The sequence below is a fragment of the Methylobacterium gnaphalii genome (assembly GCF_007992215.1).
In the GTDB taxonomy this organism is placed as follows: Bacteria; Pseudomonadota; Alphaproteobacteria; order Rhizobiales; family Beijerinckiaceae; genus Methylobacterium; species Methylobacterium gnaphalii.
The window spans coordinates 1-15,528 of record NZ_BJZV01000026.1 but is presented as its reverse complement, the minus strand read 5'-3'; the positions used below and the strand labels follow the sequence as shown (position 1 = coordinate 15,528).

16 protein-coding genes are annotated in these 15,528 nt (G+C 65.6%); 14 read left to right on the top strand and 2 right to left on the bottom strand.

Annotation, left to right across the window (positions count from 1 at the left end):
- Positions 1-36: 36 nt before the first annotated feature.
- The 4 genes from MGN01_RS18815 (at position 37) to ilvA (ending at position 3,935) form a co-directional block, all read left to right on the top strand.
- Positions 37-735 (top strand): BA14K family protein, encoded by a 699-nt coding sequence (locus MGN01_RS18815; protein WP_147048370.1) that lies wholly within the window; start codon positions 37-39, stop codon positions 733-735.
- 182 nt (positions 736-917) lie between these two features.
- Positions 918-1,970, top strand: coding sequence for an AbrB family transcriptional regulator (locus tag MGN01_RS18810; RefSeq protein ID WP_373319171.1), 1,053 nt, complete (start codon positions 918-920; stop codon positions 1,968-1,970).
- Positions 1,967-2,311, top strand: coding sequence for a diacylglycerol kinase (locus tag MGN01_RS18805; RefSeq protein ID WP_147048369.1), 345 nt, complete (start codon positions 1,967-1,969; stop codon positions 2,309-2,311). Before MGN01_RS18810 ends, MGN01_RS18805 begins: the two co-directional genes overlap by 4 nt.
- A 49-nt stretch (positions 2,312-2,360) precedes the next feature.
- Positions 2,361-3,935, top strand: coding sequence for a threonine ammonia-lyase, biosynthetic (ilvA, locus tag MGN01_RS18800; RefSeq protein ID WP_147048368.1), 1,575 nt, complete (start codon positions 2,361-2,363; stop codon positions 3,933-3,935).
- Between the two features lie 145 nt (positions 3,936-4,080).
- Here ilvA and MGN01_RS18795 read toward each other — a convergent pair whose 3' ends face one another.
- Positions 4,081-4,758, bottom strand: coding sequence for an MgtC/SapB family protein (locus tag MGN01_RS18795; protein ID WP_147048367.1), 678 nt, complete (start codon positions 4,756-4,758; stop codon positions 4,081-4,083).
- Between the two features lie 153 nt (positions 4,759-4,911).
- On the opposite strand from MGN01_RS18795, the gene lgt reads away from it, so the two are divergent.
- The 5 genes from lgt to MGN01_RS18770 all read left to right on the top strand — a co-directional run bounded on the left by lgt (position 4,912) and on the right by MGN01_RS18770 (position 9,923).
- Positions 4,912-5,805, top strand: a complete 894-nt coding sequence (lgt, locus tag MGN01_RS18790) for a prolipoprotein diacylglyceryl transferase (protein ID WP_147048366.1) — start codon at positions 4,912-4,914, stop codon at positions 5,803-5,805.
- 8 nt (positions 5,806-5,813) lie between these two features.
- A complete protein-coding gene (locus tag MGN01_RS18785) occupies positions 5,814-6,899 on the top strand; it encodes a class I SAM-dependent methyltransferase (RefSeq protein ID WP_147048365.1) in 1,086 nt (361 codons plus the stop codon).
- A gap of 36 nt (positions 6,900-6,935) precedes the next feature.
- Complete coding sequence (pgeF, locus tag MGN01_RS18780) at positions 6,936-7,706, top strand: peptidoglycan editing factor PgeF (protein ID WP_147048364.1); 771 nt, start codon at positions 6,936-6,938, stop codon at positions 7,704-7,706.
- Between the two features lie 347 nt (positions 7,707-8,053).
- Positions 8,054-8,929 carry an outer membrane protein gene (locus MGN01_RS18775; RefSeq protein ID WP_147048363.1) on the top strand — a complete coding sequence of 292 codons (876 nt, stop codon included), beginning with the start codon at positions 8,054-8,056 and terminating at the stop codon, positions 8,927-8,929.
- Between the two features lie 259 nt (positions 8,930-9,188).
- Entirely contained in the window at positions 9,189-9,923 is a 735-nt protein-coding gene (locus MGN01_RS18770) for a DUF2076 domain-containing protein (RefSeq protein WP_147048362.1), read from the top strand.
- 85 nt (positions 9,924-10,008) lie between these two features.
- Here MGN01_RS18770 and MGN01_RS18765 read toward each other — a convergent pair whose 3' ends face one another.
- Positions 10,009-10,803, bottom strand: coding sequence for a L,D-transpeptidase (locus tag MGN01_RS18765; protein ID WP_147048361.1), 795 nt, complete (start codon positions 10,801-10,803; stop codon positions 10,009-10,011).
- Positions 10,804-11,155: 352 nt separating this feature from the next.
- Between MGN01_RS18765 and MGN01_RS18760 the strand changes: the two genes are divergently transcribed.
- The 5 genes from MGN01_RS18760 (at position 11,156) to MGN01_RS18740 (ending at position 15,332) form a co-directional block, all read left to right on the top strand.
- A complete protein-coding gene (locus MGN01_RS18760) occupies positions 11,156-11,878 on the top strand; it encodes a protein phosphatase CheZ (RefSeq protein ID WP_147048360.1) in 723 nt (240 codons plus the stop codon).
- 51 nt (positions 11,879-11,929) lie between these two features.
- A complete protein-coding gene (gene uvrC / locus MGN01_RS18755; RefSeq protein ID WP_147048359.1) occupies positions 11,930-13,984 on the top strand; it encodes an excinuclease ABC subunit UvrC in 2,055 nt (684 codons plus the stop codon).
- 72 nt (positions 13,985-14,056) lie between these two features.
- The gene (pgsA, locus tag MGN01_RS18750) at positions 14,057-14,653 is read left to right on the top strand and encodes a CDP-diacylglycerol--glycerol-3-phosphate 3-phosphatidyltransferase (RefSeq protein ID WP_147048358.1); all 597 of its coding nucleotides are present in this window, start codon (positions 14,057-14,059) and stop codon (positions 14,651-14,653) included.
- Between the two features lie 69 nt (positions 14,654-14,722).
- Positions 14,723-14,974, top strand: coding sequence for a molybdopterin converting factor subunit 1 (moaD, locus tag MGN01_RS18745; protein ID WP_147048357.1), 252 nt, complete (start codon positions 14,723-14,725; stop codon positions 14,972-14,974).
- Positions 14,975-15,134: 160 nt separating this feature from the next.
- A complete protein-coding gene (locus MGN01_RS18740) occupies positions 15,135-15,332 on the top strand; it encodes a hypothetical protein (RefSeq protein ID WP_147048356.1) in 198 nt (65 codons plus the stop codon).
- Positions 15,333-15,528: the final 196 nt, after the last annotated feature.

Below are 15,528 nucleotides of genomic sequence, written 5' to 3'. Positions count from 1 at the left end.
CCACCAAGGGACATCTCCCGCAACGTGGTGAAAACGATGAATCGCATCCTTACAGCATCGGCGGCATTGGCCGGCGCACTCCTACTGGTTCCTGCAACTGCGGACGCCCGCGGAGGTTTCCATGGCGGCGGGGGCGGCTTCGGCGGCGGCGGTGGTGGCTTTCGGGGAGGCGGTTTCGGTGGCGGCGGCGCTGGCCTTCGCGCCGGTGGCTTTGGTGGCGGCGCAGCGCTTGGCGCACAACGCGGCTCGTTTGGGGTGGCCGGCGGCGGCTTCCGTAACGGTGGAGTCGGAGTTGGCAACGGCTTCCAACGCGCCGGGCTCGGCGGCGGCCTGAACCGCGCCGGCACTCCCGGCGTGGTTGGCGGCTTCGCAAACAACCGTGGCTTTGCAAACAACCGTGGCTTCGGCAGCAGCCGTGGCTTCAATGGCCGCGGCTACGGGTATCGCCGCGGCCTGGGTTATGGCGCCCTTGGCGCCGGAATCGGCCTGGGTCTCGCAGCAGGCGGTCTCGGTTACGGCTACGGCTATAACGGCTACGGATACGACGATGGCTACTATGGCGGCGGCTATGCTCCAGCTGCCTATGGCTATGATCAGGAAGGCTACGATGTGGGTCAGACCGAGGTGGTCCAACCCGATCGGTCTGTCGCCTACTGCGCCAGCCGCTTCCGCTCCTACGATCGCCGGAGTGGCACCTATCTCGGTTTTGATGGTGTGCGGCACGCCTGCCCGTGATCGATTGATACACGTCTGAGAGAAGCCCCGCGGAGCTGCGGCTCCGCGGGGCTTCGTCGTCTCGGAGCCGACGGCGGGACGTCCTTATCCGCCGCGCAACCGTGACAGCCGGCTGCAGGCAGTGTAGCGGCACCGCAGCGCGGCGCTCCCGCGGCTCTCCTTGAAACCTGCGGCAGCAGCCCTTGTCCGATCTCCGCACGCCCGTTCGCTGGATGGGGCTTTTGGCGGTTTCCGCCGTTCTGGCCATCGCGCTCAGCTTTGCGCGATTTCCGGCGGCGCTGCTGCTTGGGCCGATGCTGGCCGCCATCGCCTTCGGCGTGGGCGGCGCCCGGCTTCTCCTACCGCGTCCGCTCTTCCTCGCGGCACAGGCAATCATCGGCTGCCTCGTGGCACATTCGGTCACGCCCGAGATCGCTCGGACCATCATCGACGACGGTGCCCTGATGGTTGCCGCGGTGCTGGTCACGGTTCTGGCGGGCGTTGTGGTGGGCCTCACGCTGACCCGGCTCCAGGTTTTGCCCGGCGCGACGGCGGCCTGGGGCTCGGCACCGGGCGGTGCGGCGGCGATGGTGGCGATGTCGGAGGCCTACGGCTCCGATCCGCGCCTCGTCGCCTTCATGCAGTACGTGCGCGTCGCCGCGGTGGTGCTCACCGCCTCGCTGGTGGCACGCCTCCTCGTCGATGTCTCCGCCGAACCCGCGAGTGCAGTGGCTCAGCCTTTCCCGCTTACCTCCATCGTCGCAACGCTCGGGATCGCAGCTCTGGGCACGGGCATGGCCCTTGTGCTGCGCATGCCAGCCGGTGCGCTCGTCGGACCGATGCTACTCGGCGCAGCTCTGCACGCCACCGGCATCGCCAGCGTCGCGGTGCCCGGACCGCTGCTCGACGCAGCCTATGCGGCCATCGGCTGGTATGTCGGCCTGCGCTTCACGCGCGAGACGCTGCTGACAACCCTGCACGCGCTGCCCGGTATCCTCGTCGCCACCGGCGCGATCATCCTGCTCTGCGGCGCCTGGGCCTACGGCCTGACCTTCCTGCTGCCGATCGATTTCCTCACCGCCTTCCTGGCGACCAGCCCAGGCGGCCTAGATTCCGTGGCAATCATCGCCGTGGGCTCGAAGGCGGACGTGTCCTTCGTGCTCGGCGTGCAGACGCTGCGCCTCTTCACTGTCCTGCTGACCGGGCCGATCCTGGCACGCTGGATCGCTCGATCGGCACCGGATGCCAGCGCATGAGGGCGCTCTACCTCGCCTTTCTCAATTCCTGGCGCGGCCTCGTCTACGGCGCGCGCACGGAACGCGCGATCCGGCTGGAACTCGTGCTGCTGGCGTTCGGGCTGCCCGTGGCGCTGCTGCTCGGCACGGGCCTGTGGATCCGCGTCGCACTGCTTGCAAGCCTGCTGCTGATGCTCTGCGCCGAATTCCTCAACACCGCGATCGAGAAGCTCTGCGATCACCTTCATCCCGACCGTCACACGCGTATCGGTGTGGTCAAGGATCTCGCTTCGGCCGGCGCCTTCGCGGCGCAGGGGATCGCGGCCCTGGTTTGGATCGCGGCCGTCATCGACCGGCTTTGAAGGTCAGACCTGCGCTACGGCGCTCGCGTCCGAAGGCCGGAGGGACTAGATCGGGCGTTTCGGAGTCGTCTGCTCCGCCGCGAAGTCTCCTGCCGTGACCGATTACATCAAGAAGATCCTCTCCGCCCGCGTCTACGACGTGGCCAAGGAGAGCCCTCTCGACCCGATGCCGCGTCTGACAAAGCGCCTCGGCCGTCCCGTGCTGCTCAAGCGCGAAGACCTGCAGCCGGTCTTCTCGTTCAAGCTGCGCGGCGCCTACAACAAGATGGCGGGTCTCGATCCGGAGCAACTCGCGCGCGGCGTGATCTGCGCCTCGGCAGGCAACCACGCCCAAGGTGTCGCACTCGGGGCGGCACAGCTCGGCGTGCGGGCGGTGATCGTGATGCCGAACACGACGCCTGCCATCAAGGTCGATGCCTGTCGGGCGCGCGGCGCCGAGGTCGTCCTGTACGGTGACGCCTTCGATGAGGCGCTCGGAGAAGCCCGCCGTCTTGAGGCCGAGCAGGGGCTGACCTTCCTGCACCCCTTCGACGATCCCGACGTGATCGCCGGTCAGGGCACCATCGGCATGGAGATCCTGCACCAGCATTCCGGGCCGATCGAGGCGATCTTCGTGCCGATCGGCGGCGGCGGACTCGCGGCCGGCATCGCCACCTTCGTGAAGTACCTACGGCCCGAAACGAAGGTGATCGGCGTCGAGCCGGACGATGCTGCGAGCATGAAGGCGGCGTTCGATGCGGGCGGCCTCGTCACTCTGCCGAGCGTCGGCCTCTTCGCAGACGGTACCGCTGTGCGCCAGGTCGGCGAGGAGACTTTCCGCCTCTGCCGGGAGCATCTTGACGAAGTGATCACCGTCGATACCGACGCCATGTGCGCGGCGGTGAAGGACATCTTCGACGACACCCGCGCCGTCTCCGAGCCCTCGGGGGCGCTGAGCCTCGCCGGCGCCAAGGCCTGGGCAGCCGAGCACGGCGGAGGAGGTACGCTCGTCGCGATCTCGTCGGGCGCCAACCTCAATTTCGACCGCCTGCGCCACATCGCGGAGCGCGCCGAGATCGGCGAGGAGCGTGAGGTCCTGATCGGGGTCACCATCCCCGAGCGGCCGGGCGCCTATCGTGCCTTCATCGCTGCGCTGGGACCGCGCGCCATCACCGAGTTCAACTACCGCTACGCCCGCGACGCGGAGGCGCAGATCTTCGTCGGCATCAACCTGCCCGGCGGCAAGCCGGAGAAGCGCGAGCTGATCGCCTCATTGACGGCGGCGGGCTATCGCGTCCTCGACATGAGCGACAACGAGATGGCCAAGGTTCATGTGCGTTACATGGTCGGCGGCCGCGCGCAGGGCCTGCCTGACGAGCGGCTCTACCGCTTCCAGTTCCCGGAGCGCCCCGGCGCGCTGATGAAGTTTCTCGAGGCTTTGGGCGACGGCTTCAACATCACGCTGTTCCACTACCGCAATCACGGCGCGGATTACGGCCGGGTGCTGGCGGGGATCGACGTGCCGCCGGCCGAGCGCGCCCGCTTCGACGCCGCACTTGATGTCCTGGCCTACCCCTACGTCGATGAGACCGAGAACCCGGCCTACCGGCTGTTTCTCGACAACGCGACATCGTCGGCCGGATAGGGAGCATCGCCGCCTGCGGGCTGATCCATGATTCTCAAATCGCCGGCTCGATGATGCTCGTCTGAATGGCGCTTTCCTCTCGCCAGAGACCTTGCGGGCTTAAGGGGGACTGCGCCGATGTCGCCGGCCGCCGTAGACGAAAATTCTATTCATTCGTTCGTTTGACATCGATGACGGCCGGGTTGTCCCGAAGCCGCTTGGCGATGTTGTCGACGCTTGTCTGCGATAGCCGCACAAAGGAGATCGTCACCTCGTCCTCACCCTCGTTTGCGCCCGGCTTCACCATGAAATGGCGTACGCGCGAGGCCCGCTCGCCAGTGACCTCGTGCAGGGTTTCGATCGACATCGCGCCGCGTTTCACGATTAGGAGCAGGGAGCGCGTCTGCATGCGACCCCGCCACTGCTCCTCGATCGGCTTCACACCAGCGAGGATGCCGACGACGATGATGGTCGTCGCGATGCCCGCCACGTAGAGGCCGCCACCGATCGCGAGGCCGATGGCCGCGACGGCCCAAAGGCTCGCAGCGGTGGTCAGCCCTTTCACAACCTCGCCGCGCAAGAGGATCGTGCCCGCGCCGAGGAAGCCGATGCCCGAGACGACCTGAGCGGCGACGCGGGAGGGATCGAGCACGACCTTGTCCGCGCTCAACACGTCGGCGAAGCCGAAGGCCGAGACCAGCATGATCAGGCAGGCGCCGACGCAGACCAGCATGTGCGTGCGCAAGCCCGCTGCCCAGAGCAGCCGCTCGCGCTCGAACCCGATCACACTGCCGAGCGCCCCCGCCAGCACCAGCCGCGCCACCATCTCCGTATTGCCCAACACGCCAGTCTTCCCCAGACTCGTCCGCTGGGGGCGAGCTTCCTGCGACACAGGCCTCGAGGCAAGCGCTGGCGACCCAGGCTTGACGCTTCCGCAACCCCGGGTGCAAGGCCAGCGCGACCGATCGCATTGCCCGACGCACCGGGACCTCAGCCGATGCCGCCCCTCTTCGCCATTCCGTTCCCGGCCATCGATCCCGTAGCGATATCTATAAGCGGGGTACCGATCGTCAAATGGTACGCGCTCTCCTACATCGCGGGCCTAGTCGGCGGCTGGTTTTACGCGCGCCGGCTGGTGGCTGCCGATTCGCTCTGGGGCGTGGTCAAGCGGCCGAAGCTCGGCGATGTGGACGACCTGATCGTCTGGGTGGCGCTCGGCGTCGTGCTCGGCGGCCGCATCGGCTACGTGCTGTTCTACAATCTGCCGATGTATCTCGACGACCCGGCCGAGATCCTGGCGATCCGCAACGGTGGCATGTCGTTCCACGGCGGCTTCCTGGGCTCGATCTTCGCGCTCCTGCTTTTCGCTCGCACGCGCGGGCTCAACGGCTACACCATGCTCGATCTTGCCGCCGTCGTGGTGCCGATCGGCTTGTTCTTCGGCCGCATCGCCAATTTCGTGAACGGCGAGCTCTGGGGTCGCGCAGCGCCCGACTTCCCCTACGCGATCGTCTTCCCGACGGGCGGGGACGTGCCGCGCTATCCGAGCCAGCTCTTCGAGGCGGTGGCGGAAGGCCTGCTGCTCTTCATAGTCATGGCAATCTGCGTGCGCCGCTTCGGCTTTCGCAAGCCGGGACTGCTCGGCGGCATCTTCGTGCTCGGCTACGCCATCACCCGGACGTTCTGCGAATTCTTCCGTGAGCCCGACCCGCAACTCGGCTTCCTGTTCGGGCGTGAGGTTGGCGCGCTCGGTGGCGGCATCACCATGGGCATGTTGCTCTGCGTGCCCATGGCGATCATAGGCGCAACGTACATCGTCCTCGCAGCGCGTGGCGTGACCCGGCCCCGGCATCCCGAGGTCGAGGTCCAGGCCGAAGCAGGCCAGATCTGACCGGTCCCATGCCAGGGCCGACGCCGCTTTTCAGGGAGATCGCGGCCGAGATCCGCGAGAACGGGCCGATCGGCCTCGACCGGTACATGGCCTTGTGCCTCGGGCATCCGGTGCACGGCTATTACCCGACGCGCGACCCGCTCGGACGCAGCGGCGACTTCGTCACGGCGCCCGAGATCAGCCAGATGTTCGGCGAACTGATCGGCGTTTGGATCGCCGCGGCTTACGCAGCGATGGGCGCGCCCGAAAGGCTCGTTCTCGTCGAGCTTGGTCCGGGCCGCGGCACGCTGATGGCGGACGCCCTGCGGGCACTGCGCTCCACCGCCCCTGGTTCCGCGATCGATCTCCATCTCGTCGAGACGAGCCCAGTGCTGCGCGCGCTCCAGCAGGAGCAGCTCTCCGCCGCCTCCCCGCATTGGCACGAGACCGTCGATACGCTCCCCGACGGCCCGATGATCGTCGTTGCGAACGAGTTCTTCGACGCGCTGCCCGTGCGGCAATTCGAGCGCCGGGAGAACGGTTGGTGCGAGCGTCAGGTCGGGCTGTCGGCCGACGGAGCGCGGCTTGTGCGCGGCCTCTCCCCGGAGCCTGACGCGACCATCACTCGCTATGCCGCTGTCGGTGTCGTGCTAACTGTGCCGAGCGCGTCGCTTGCGATCACGCGCGCGCTCGCGACGCGTCTCGTGCGGCAGGGCGGTGCGTTGCTCACCATTGATTACGGTCATGTCCGGCCAGGCTTCGGCGACACGTTGCAGGCGCTCGCCCATCACCGCTTCGTCGATCCGCTCGAGACGCCGGGCGAGGCTGACCTCACGACCCATGTCGATTTCGCCGCGCTCGTCTCCGCCGCCTCTGCCGAGGGTGCACGCATCCACGGTCCCGTGGATCAGCGCGATTTTCTGGGCGCGCTCGGCCTGCGTCTGCGTGCCGATCGGTTGAAGCAGCGCGCGACGCCGGCTCAGGCTGCCGCGATCGAGGCAGCCCATGCGCGGCTGACCGACCCTTCGCGGCGAGGCATGGGCTCCCTGTTCAAGGTACTCTGCTTCAGCCATCCCTCTCTCGCTGTGCTGCCCGGATTTCCGGTCCCGGCGTGATCACGGCCCCGCAATGATTGATTGCCTGGATCCGCCATGTTCATCGAAGCACCCGAACTTTCCTCGCACTCGTATGTGCGGCACGCATTCTTCACCCGGCAGGGCGGTGTCTCGGATGGGCTCTACGCCTCGCTCAACGGCGGCATTGGCTCGCGCGACGAGACGGCCCTCGTCGCTGAGAACCGAGCAAGGATGTGCGCGCAACTCGCGCTTCCGCCGAGCGCCCTGGTCAGTCTCTATCAGGTGCACTCAAACCGGGTAGTCACCGTCGAGGCGCCGTTCCCGCTCGAAGAGCGCCCACAGGCCGACGCCATGGTCACGCGGGTTCCGGGTCTCGCGCTCGGCATCGCCACCGCCGATTGTGGACCGATCCTCTTCGCCGATCCCGAGAACTGTGTCGTCGGCGCTGCCCATGCCGGCTGGAAGGGCGCACTCACTGGCGTAATCGCGAACACGGTCGCCGCCATGGAGGATCTCGGCGCCGTTCGCAGCTACATCGTCGCTGTCCTCGGGCCTACCATCTCGCAGGCCGCCTACGAGGTCAGCGCGGATTTCGTGGAGCGCTTCCGCGCCGAGGCGCCGGGCTCGGAGCGGTTCTTCGCAGAGGGCAAACGGGGCGGGCACGCGCAGTTCGACCTGCCCGGCTTCATTGTGTCTCGGCTCGAAGAGGCTGGGATCGGAGAAGCCGTCGCCCTTGGCCTGTGCACCTATGCCGACGAAGAGCGCTTCTTTAGCTATCGACGCACGACGCACCGCGCAGAAGCCGATTACGGCCGATTGATCTCAGCGATCGCCCTAACACCGTGATCAACGCTCGTTCCGCGACCAAAATCGCGTGCGGCACCGCACATCGCCCCCCCTTGAACGCTTGGTATCTCGGCGATGGAACTTGGCCGTACGGGTTCCGCTCCTGCGACAACTTGTCCGAAAAAACAGGGGAAAAAAGCTCGGCGGTAAGGCAACCTTGACCGTTTGGTGGCGTTTTAGCCTCAAGTGACCAAGGGATCGGCAACCATCGCCACAAAGGGGCCGCCTTCGGGACGGCTGGCGTGGTTGCAGCGCAACAGCATCCCCTCGGTTGCTGGAATAGATACGGGGAACCGCGCCGGACCTGCCCTCAGGCGGATCGGCGCAGAGTAAAAGGGACCAGTACGATGAAATCTTTCCTCCGGGCCACGACTGCCCTCGCTGCTATCGCTCTCGCCGGCTCGGCGTTCGCTGCCGACCTGCCGCGCCGTGCTGCACCTCCGCCGGTCTTCACGCCGGTTCCGGTCTTCACCTGGACGGGCTTCTACGCCGGTTTCAACGCTGGTTACGGCTTCGGCACCTCTGACAACAACAACCCGACTGTTCTCGGCGTCAACAGCGCTAGCACTCTGGTTCTGCCGGGCACGACGGCGGTCATCGCCTTCCCGGGCCAGCGCAGCAGCGACGGCTTCGTCGGCGGTGGTCAGATCGGCTACAACTATCAGTTCACGCCTGGTTCGGGCTTCGTGATCGGCGTTGAGGCCGACGCCCAGTACGCCGATTTCGGTCGCGATCGTAACCGCTTCGTCTCCACCGGCCCGCTCGCTGCGCAGGCTGTGTTCAACCCGAACGGCCTCTCGGGCCTCGACTACTTCGGCACCGTTCGCGGCCGTCTCGGCTACGCCTTTGACCGCACCCTCGTGTACGGCACCGGCGGTTTCGCTTACGGCAGCGGCGGCGGCAGCCAGTTCGGGACCGGTGTCTCCTCGGACGACTTCCAGACCGGTTGGGTCGCAGGCGGTGGCGTCGAGTACGCTCTCCCGACCGACTCCTTCCTGAACTTCTTCCGCTCTTCGGCGGTGACGCTGAAGGTCGAAGGTCTGTACGTGAACCTCGATCGCAACAACAACAACAGCGCAGGCGCCTTCGCCGTCAACAACGCGGGCGCGCTTGTCACGACCAGCAGCCCGGGCGTCATCGTCGCCTCTGGCAACCAGCGCATCCGCGACACCGAGTTCGCTGTCGTCCGCGCCGGCATCAACTACAAGTTCGGCTCGTACTAAGACCGAACTTGGGGGCGATCCTCGCGGTCGTGCCCGATCAAGCTCTACCGCTTCGGTATCGCTCAGGAAGCCCGGCCTCACGGCCGGGCTTCCCTCGTTTCGAGCTTGTGTAGGTCACGGCCGTTGTCGTGACTTCCATCCCGCGGCTCCTGCGCGCAGCGCAAAGTTTGCAGCGACCCCTGACAAAGCTCTCGCAGCCCCCCATCTCTGAGATGTCATGCGGTGGCGATGCTGCCGCCCGCCCTCAGGAGGACGGCCTATGAACAGCGAAGAACGCGACATCATCAATGGGATCTTCCAACGGCTCGAGCAGGCCTCCGGCCAGCAGCGGGACGCGGATGCCGAGCGCTTCATTGCCGACAAGCTGCGCAGCCAGCCTTACGCGCCCTACGCGATGGCGCAGCTGATCTACGTGCAGGAAGAGGCGATCAAGAGCCTCAACCAGCAACTCGAACAGGCTAGGCAGCAGTCACAGCAGCAGTCCCAGGGCGGCGGCTTCCTCTCAAGCATTTTCGGCGGTGGTGGGCGCCAGGATCCGCAGTCCCAGCCACGTCCGGGCGGGCAGGCCTGGGGCAATCAGGGTGGCTATGGCGGTCCGCAGCAGGGTTATCCCCCGCAGGGCGGGCAGCCGGGCTATGGTGGTCCGCAGCAGGGTGGTCCGTGGGGTGGGCAGCCCCAACAGTCTCCGGCGCGCGGTGGTGGCTTCCTTGCTACCGCCCTCCCAATGGCGGCTGGTGCTGCCGGCGGCATGCTGCTCGGTAGCGCGCTCTCGAACGCCTTCGCCGGCGGCCACTCGCATCTCGGCAGCGCTGCGGCGGCTGGCCTCGGAGGCGGCGACTCGTTCACCGAGAACAATTTCTCTGGCAGCGGCGGCGACAACCAGGATCTCGGCTCTGCCCTCGGTGGCGGCAGCGATACCGCAGGCTTCGACGATGCGTCGTTTGACAACGATCCTGGTGGTGATTTCGGCGGTGGCGACGACGACTGGGTCTGACCTCTGTCGGTCTCGCAGGATGCAAGTGTAAGAAGGCCCCGGTGCGGTTCGATCCACACCGGGGCCTTTTTCTGGATTGTGCCTGTCAGATCACCTCGACGCGTGTCCCGACCGGGATGCGCTCGTAGAGGTCGATAACGTCCTCATTCATCATTCGAATGCAGCCGGACGAGACGGCCTGACCGATGGTGTGCGGCTCGTTGGTGCCGTGGATACGGTAGAGCGAGGAGCCGAGATACATCGCGCGGGCACCGAGCGGGTTGGCCGGGCCGCCCTCCATGTGGCGCGGCAGGTCGGGGCGGCGCAGCAGCATCTCCGCCGGCGGCGTCCAATCCGGCCATTCGCGCTTGGCGCTGATGGTCTTGGTGCCGTGCCAAAGGAAGCCGGGTCTACCGACGCCGATGCCGTAGCGAATGGCGCGGCCACCGGCTTGCACGAGATAGAGGTACTTGGCGTTCGTATCGATAACGATCGAGCCTGGGCGCTGGCCACCCGAAAACGCGACGACCTGGCGCTCGTAGCGGGGGTCCATCGTACGTCCGATCGCGGCATCCTGGGGCCCTGCCTGCGAGGGTAGGGCGGCCATGCGGGTGCGCGGTAGCGGTGTCGTGGGCACGGGGCTACTGCCAGAATAGGGGTTCTCGTCGGGATAGCGCATCGCGCCGGGCCCTCCATAGCCGTAGGCTGCAGGATGCTGAGGCAGTACGCCGTCGTCGCGCAGAGCAGGGCCTGGTGCGCGAGCCGGCGTAGGGCTGCCACCTGTTACCAAATACTCGATGAAGCCGCCGCCATACTGGCCGGAGCGCGACTGAGCTTGCGCCGTTGTCGCCGAGATGACCGCGGCGGCCCCAACCGCGCAAAGGGCTATCGTCAAACGCATTGCATTTCGTCCCTGTCGCGTGCGGAAAAACTGGCAGTGCTCGCGCAAGGCTCGTTTCGCGCAGTACTCACGCATCGAGCATTGCTGTCCGCGACAAGAAACCGGTGAAAGAACGTGGTGAATCGTTCACGACGTTCCGGGCCGCTGCGTTAAGGACGTTGAATGAATGTGGTTTGATCTCAGTAAGTTACTGGAGAAGCAGGAGCCCTGGCTTGTCGTCGAGAGCCTCTGGCTGATCGGAATCGTCGTAAGCAAAGCGTAAATACCGGGACTGACCTGAATCCTTTCAGCAATTGGAAACCGTTTTGCGGGATTTTCACGGGCCACCGCCGCTATGGGCCGAAGCCGAACGATGACCGCAAAACGCTACCGCATCGAGGATACCCTCGGCCTAAGCCTCGACATACAGGCCGAGACGGCGGGAGCGTCACCGGCACGAGCTGCCCAGCTCGACGAGATACTCTCCGCGATCCAAGATCTGAAGCGCCTCACGCAGGCCAGCGCCGGCGAGACGATCGAAGCCTGCCGGCGTGAGCTGAGCGAGGCCTTCGCCATGCGCTCCGAACTCGATCTGATGAAGGACGCGATCACGCGAACCAAGCAGGAGATCGCGAACCTCCACCGGTCCGACAGTGCCGGCAAGGGCATGCGCCGCGTCGCGGGCGAACTCGATGCCGTGGTAGAGTCGACCGAAGCTGCCACCTCGACGATCCTCGGTGCCATCGAAGAGATCGAGACTAATGCCAACATGCTGCGCGGCCAGCGACTGCCGAGGGCGACGCAGGCGCATGTCGATGCGATCCTCGAACGCGTCATCGTCGCCTACGAGGCCTGCAACTTTCAGGACCTGACCGGTCAGCGGATCAGCAAGATCGTCGGCGTGCTGAAATTCGTCGAAGAGCATCTCGATCGGATGATCGAGGCCTGGAGCGGTCTCGACAGCTTCCGCGAGCTGATCACAGTCGACGCGCCCGCCGTGAGCATCGACGACGAGAAGTCTCTCCTGAACGGACCGAAGCTCGACGAGGATCCCGGTCACGTTGACCAGTCCGACATCGACGCGCTGTTCGACTGAACCAGCGCGCCGGCCCTTCCAAGCGGAATCGCCGGGCCTTACATCGGGGGCATGAGCCGGCACGGATTTCGATCGAACCAAGGCGACGTTCCCCCGGACGGGTTTGACGCTCCAGAGGACGAGGAGCTGGAGGCACCCGCCCTCGACGATGCCACGGAGATCGATTTTGATTTCGAGCCCGGCGTGGTCGCTGCCGGCACCGAGGTCATTCGCCGGTTCTGGTCGACCTTGCCGAGCTCGCCCGGCGTCTACCGGATGTTCGATTACAAGGGCGACGTCCTTTACGTCGGCAAGGCGAAGAACCTGAAAGCCCGCGTCGGTTCGTACGCGCGAGGCCAAGCCCATTCCAATCGCATAGCCCGCATGATCTCGCAGACGGCGGCGATGGAATTTGTTACCACGGCCACCGAAACCGAGGCGCTGCTGCTTGAGGCCAACCTCATCAAGCAGTTGAAGCCCCGCTTCAACGTGCTGATGCGGGACGATAAATCGTTTCCCTACATCCTGCTGACCTCGGACGGACCGGCTCCGCAGATCGTCAAGCACCGCGGCGCACGGCGCCGGAAGGGCAACTATTACGGACCCTTCGCCAGTGTCTGGGCGGTCAACCGCACGGTGAACGCGCTGCAACGCGCCTTCCTGCTGCGTACTTGCACGGACAGCTACTACGAGAACCGCAGCCGACCCTGTCTGCTCTTCCAGATCAAGCGCTGCTCCGGCCCCTGCACTGGCGAGATTTCCCAGACGGATTATGCGGCGCTCGCCGAAAACGCGAAGGCGTTTCTGTCCGGCAGGTCGAGTGCCGTGAAGGATCGCATGCGCGAGTCGATGCAAGAGGCCTCGGACGCTATGGAGTTCGAGCGGGCTGCACGCTTTCGCGATCGTATCGCGGCCCTCTCGGCCATTCAGGGAACGCAGGGCGTGAACACGCAGGGCGTCGAGGAAGCCGATGTTTTCGCCCTCGACGAGCAGGCCGGCCAATTTTGCATCGAGGTGTTCTTCTTCCGGAACCACCAGAACTGGGGCAATCGCGCCTATTTTCCGAAGGCCGACAAGACCATGAGCCCCGACGAGGTGCTCTCTTCCTTCATCGGGCAGTTCTACGATGACAAGCCGGCGCCGCGGGCGGTGCTCGTCAGCCACGCCATTGAGGATGCCGAACTCGTAGCCGCTGCCCTCTCGAGCCGGGTCGACTACCGCGTCGAGATCCACCAGCCACAACGTGGTGAGCGCAAGGCGCTGGTGGAATACGCCCAGCGCAATGCGCGCGAGGCGCTCGGTCGCCGGCTCGCGGACACCGCCTCGCAGGGCAAGCTGCTCGCCGCACTCGGTCAGGTTTTCGGTCTCGGCAAAGCGCCGCGCCGGATCGAGGTCTACGACAACTCCCACATCTCCGGGACGAACGCGGTCGGCGCGATGATCGTCGCTGGCCCGACAGGCTTCATGAAGACGAACTACCGCACCTTCACCATTAAGTCGGAAGAGCTCACCCCGGGCGACGATTTTGGAATGATGCGCGAGGTGCTGCACCGGCGCTTCAAGCGCCTCGTCAAGGAGGCGCCCCGTACGCCGAAAGAGGCGGCGCTCGCGGCTTCTGACGGGGGCGTTGCCGAACCCATTCCAGAGCCGGACACTGACGGCGATGCCTTCCCCGCTTGGCCCGATCTCGTTCTGATCGACGGAGGTAAGGGTCAGCTGGAGGCGGCCCGCTCGACGTTGGAGGAGGTGGGTGTCACGGACGTTGCCTTGGTGGGCATCGCCAAGGGGCGCGATCGCGACGCTGGCCGCGAAACCTTCTTCATCCCAGGCAAGCCGCCATTCAAGCTGCCGCCGCGCGACCCGACGCTCTACTTCGTGCAGCGACTGCGCGACGAGGCCCACCGCTTCGCTATCGGCACCCACCGCGCCAAGCGCAAGCGCGAGATGGTACGCAATCCGCTTGATGAGATCGCCGGCATCGGGCCGACGCGTAAGCGGGCGCTGCTGCATCATTTCGGGACCGTGAAAGCGATTCAGCGCGCCGCTTTGGAGGATCTCGCACAGGCACCGGGTGTCAACGCCGCGACGGCAAGGGCTGTCTACGACTTCTTCCATGCGAATGCCTGAGCTCAAATGCCTGAGCCTATGTCTCAAACGCCGCGGTTGACGCCCTCGCGAGCGCGTGATTTCACCGCGCCGATGAACGCGGTCTTTCCTCAGAGGCGCTCGCAAGCGTGGACGCTCGCGAACTGCCTGACCTATGGTCGCCTCGTCGCGGTGCCGGTGCTGGTGGCGCTTTTGTTCTGGCCCGAGGAGCACAAGGCCCGCTTCGCTGCGCTCGCGGTATTCATTGCAGCCGGCATCACCGACTATCTCGACGGCTACGTTGCTCGCACCTACGCGCAGAGCTCGGCGCTCGGGCGCATGCTCGACCCGATCGCCGACAAGCTGCTGGTCGCAGCATGTCTGCTGATGCTGGTGGCCGATCACACAGTCGCAGGCGCCTCCGTCTGGGCCGCGATCGTCATCCTTTGCCGCGAGGTTCTGGTCTCGGGACTGCGGGAGTATCTCGCCGAGTTGAAGGTTGGCGTGCCAGTCAGCAAGGTCGCAAAGTACAAGACCACCGTGCAGCTTATGTCGCTCGGCTTCCTTGTCGCAGGGCCGGCTGGCGAGACTGTCTTGCCCGGCACGATCACTATCGGCCTCGTCCTGCTCTGGATCGCCGCGGCCCTGACACTTTACACCGGTTGGGACTACATGAGGGCCGGTATCCGGCACGTAATCGACGAGCCTTGAAGCGTCCCCGACGGGGCGGTGGCGGGCTTGTCGTGATGGGACATCCCGGGACAGGGACTTGGAGCAGCCATGAAGCTCGTCTATTTCGCCTGGGTCCGAGAACGAATAGGTAAGGCCGAGGAGACTGTCGCGCCTCCTGTCGAGACTAGGACGGTCGCCGACCTCGTGACCTGGCTCAAGGGCCGCGGTGAGGAGTATGCCTACGCCTTCGAAAATGAGGACGTGGTGCGCGCCGCCATTGATCGCGTCCATGCCCGCACCGACAGCGCAATCGCGGGGGCCCAGGAAATCGCCTTCTTCCCCCCGATGACTGGTGGCTGACGCGGTTGTGTCGTCCGCTGCACGATGCGGCTCGATCGTTTCAGCAGAGCGCAGTACGATCCGGCAGACCAAGCAAGCTAGTGACCGCGGTATATCGGGCAACAGATCAAGCACCGAAGACCATGCTAAGCCTCAGCGCTCGGCCACATGGGGATGACTGATGGCAGAAGTGCCCGAAGAAGATCTGGCAAAATTGATCTATGCGGCGACCTTCGCTGAGGAAGCCCTAAAAGCCGTGTACGAGCGGCACGGTATCATCGTGGCTCGAGACGCCATGGGTGAGCTTGCGACGGCGATCAGACTGCTTGAAAGTTACGTTGCCTCGTCGAACGCTACCAGCAAGGCCGGTAGCCGGTAGCCTGTGGCGATCACGATGCACGGGGCTTCTCCTGATTGCCCCTGGTAAGCGGGTTGCCTTCTTCGTGCAGCAGGCCCCGCCGACCGCTCGTGATCACCAGAAATGTCACGACGGATGTCTGCGCCCGACGAGGGGATCGGACGGCTCTTGCTTGCAGGCTCGTATGGAGTGGTGCCGGTTGCGGGACTTGAACTCG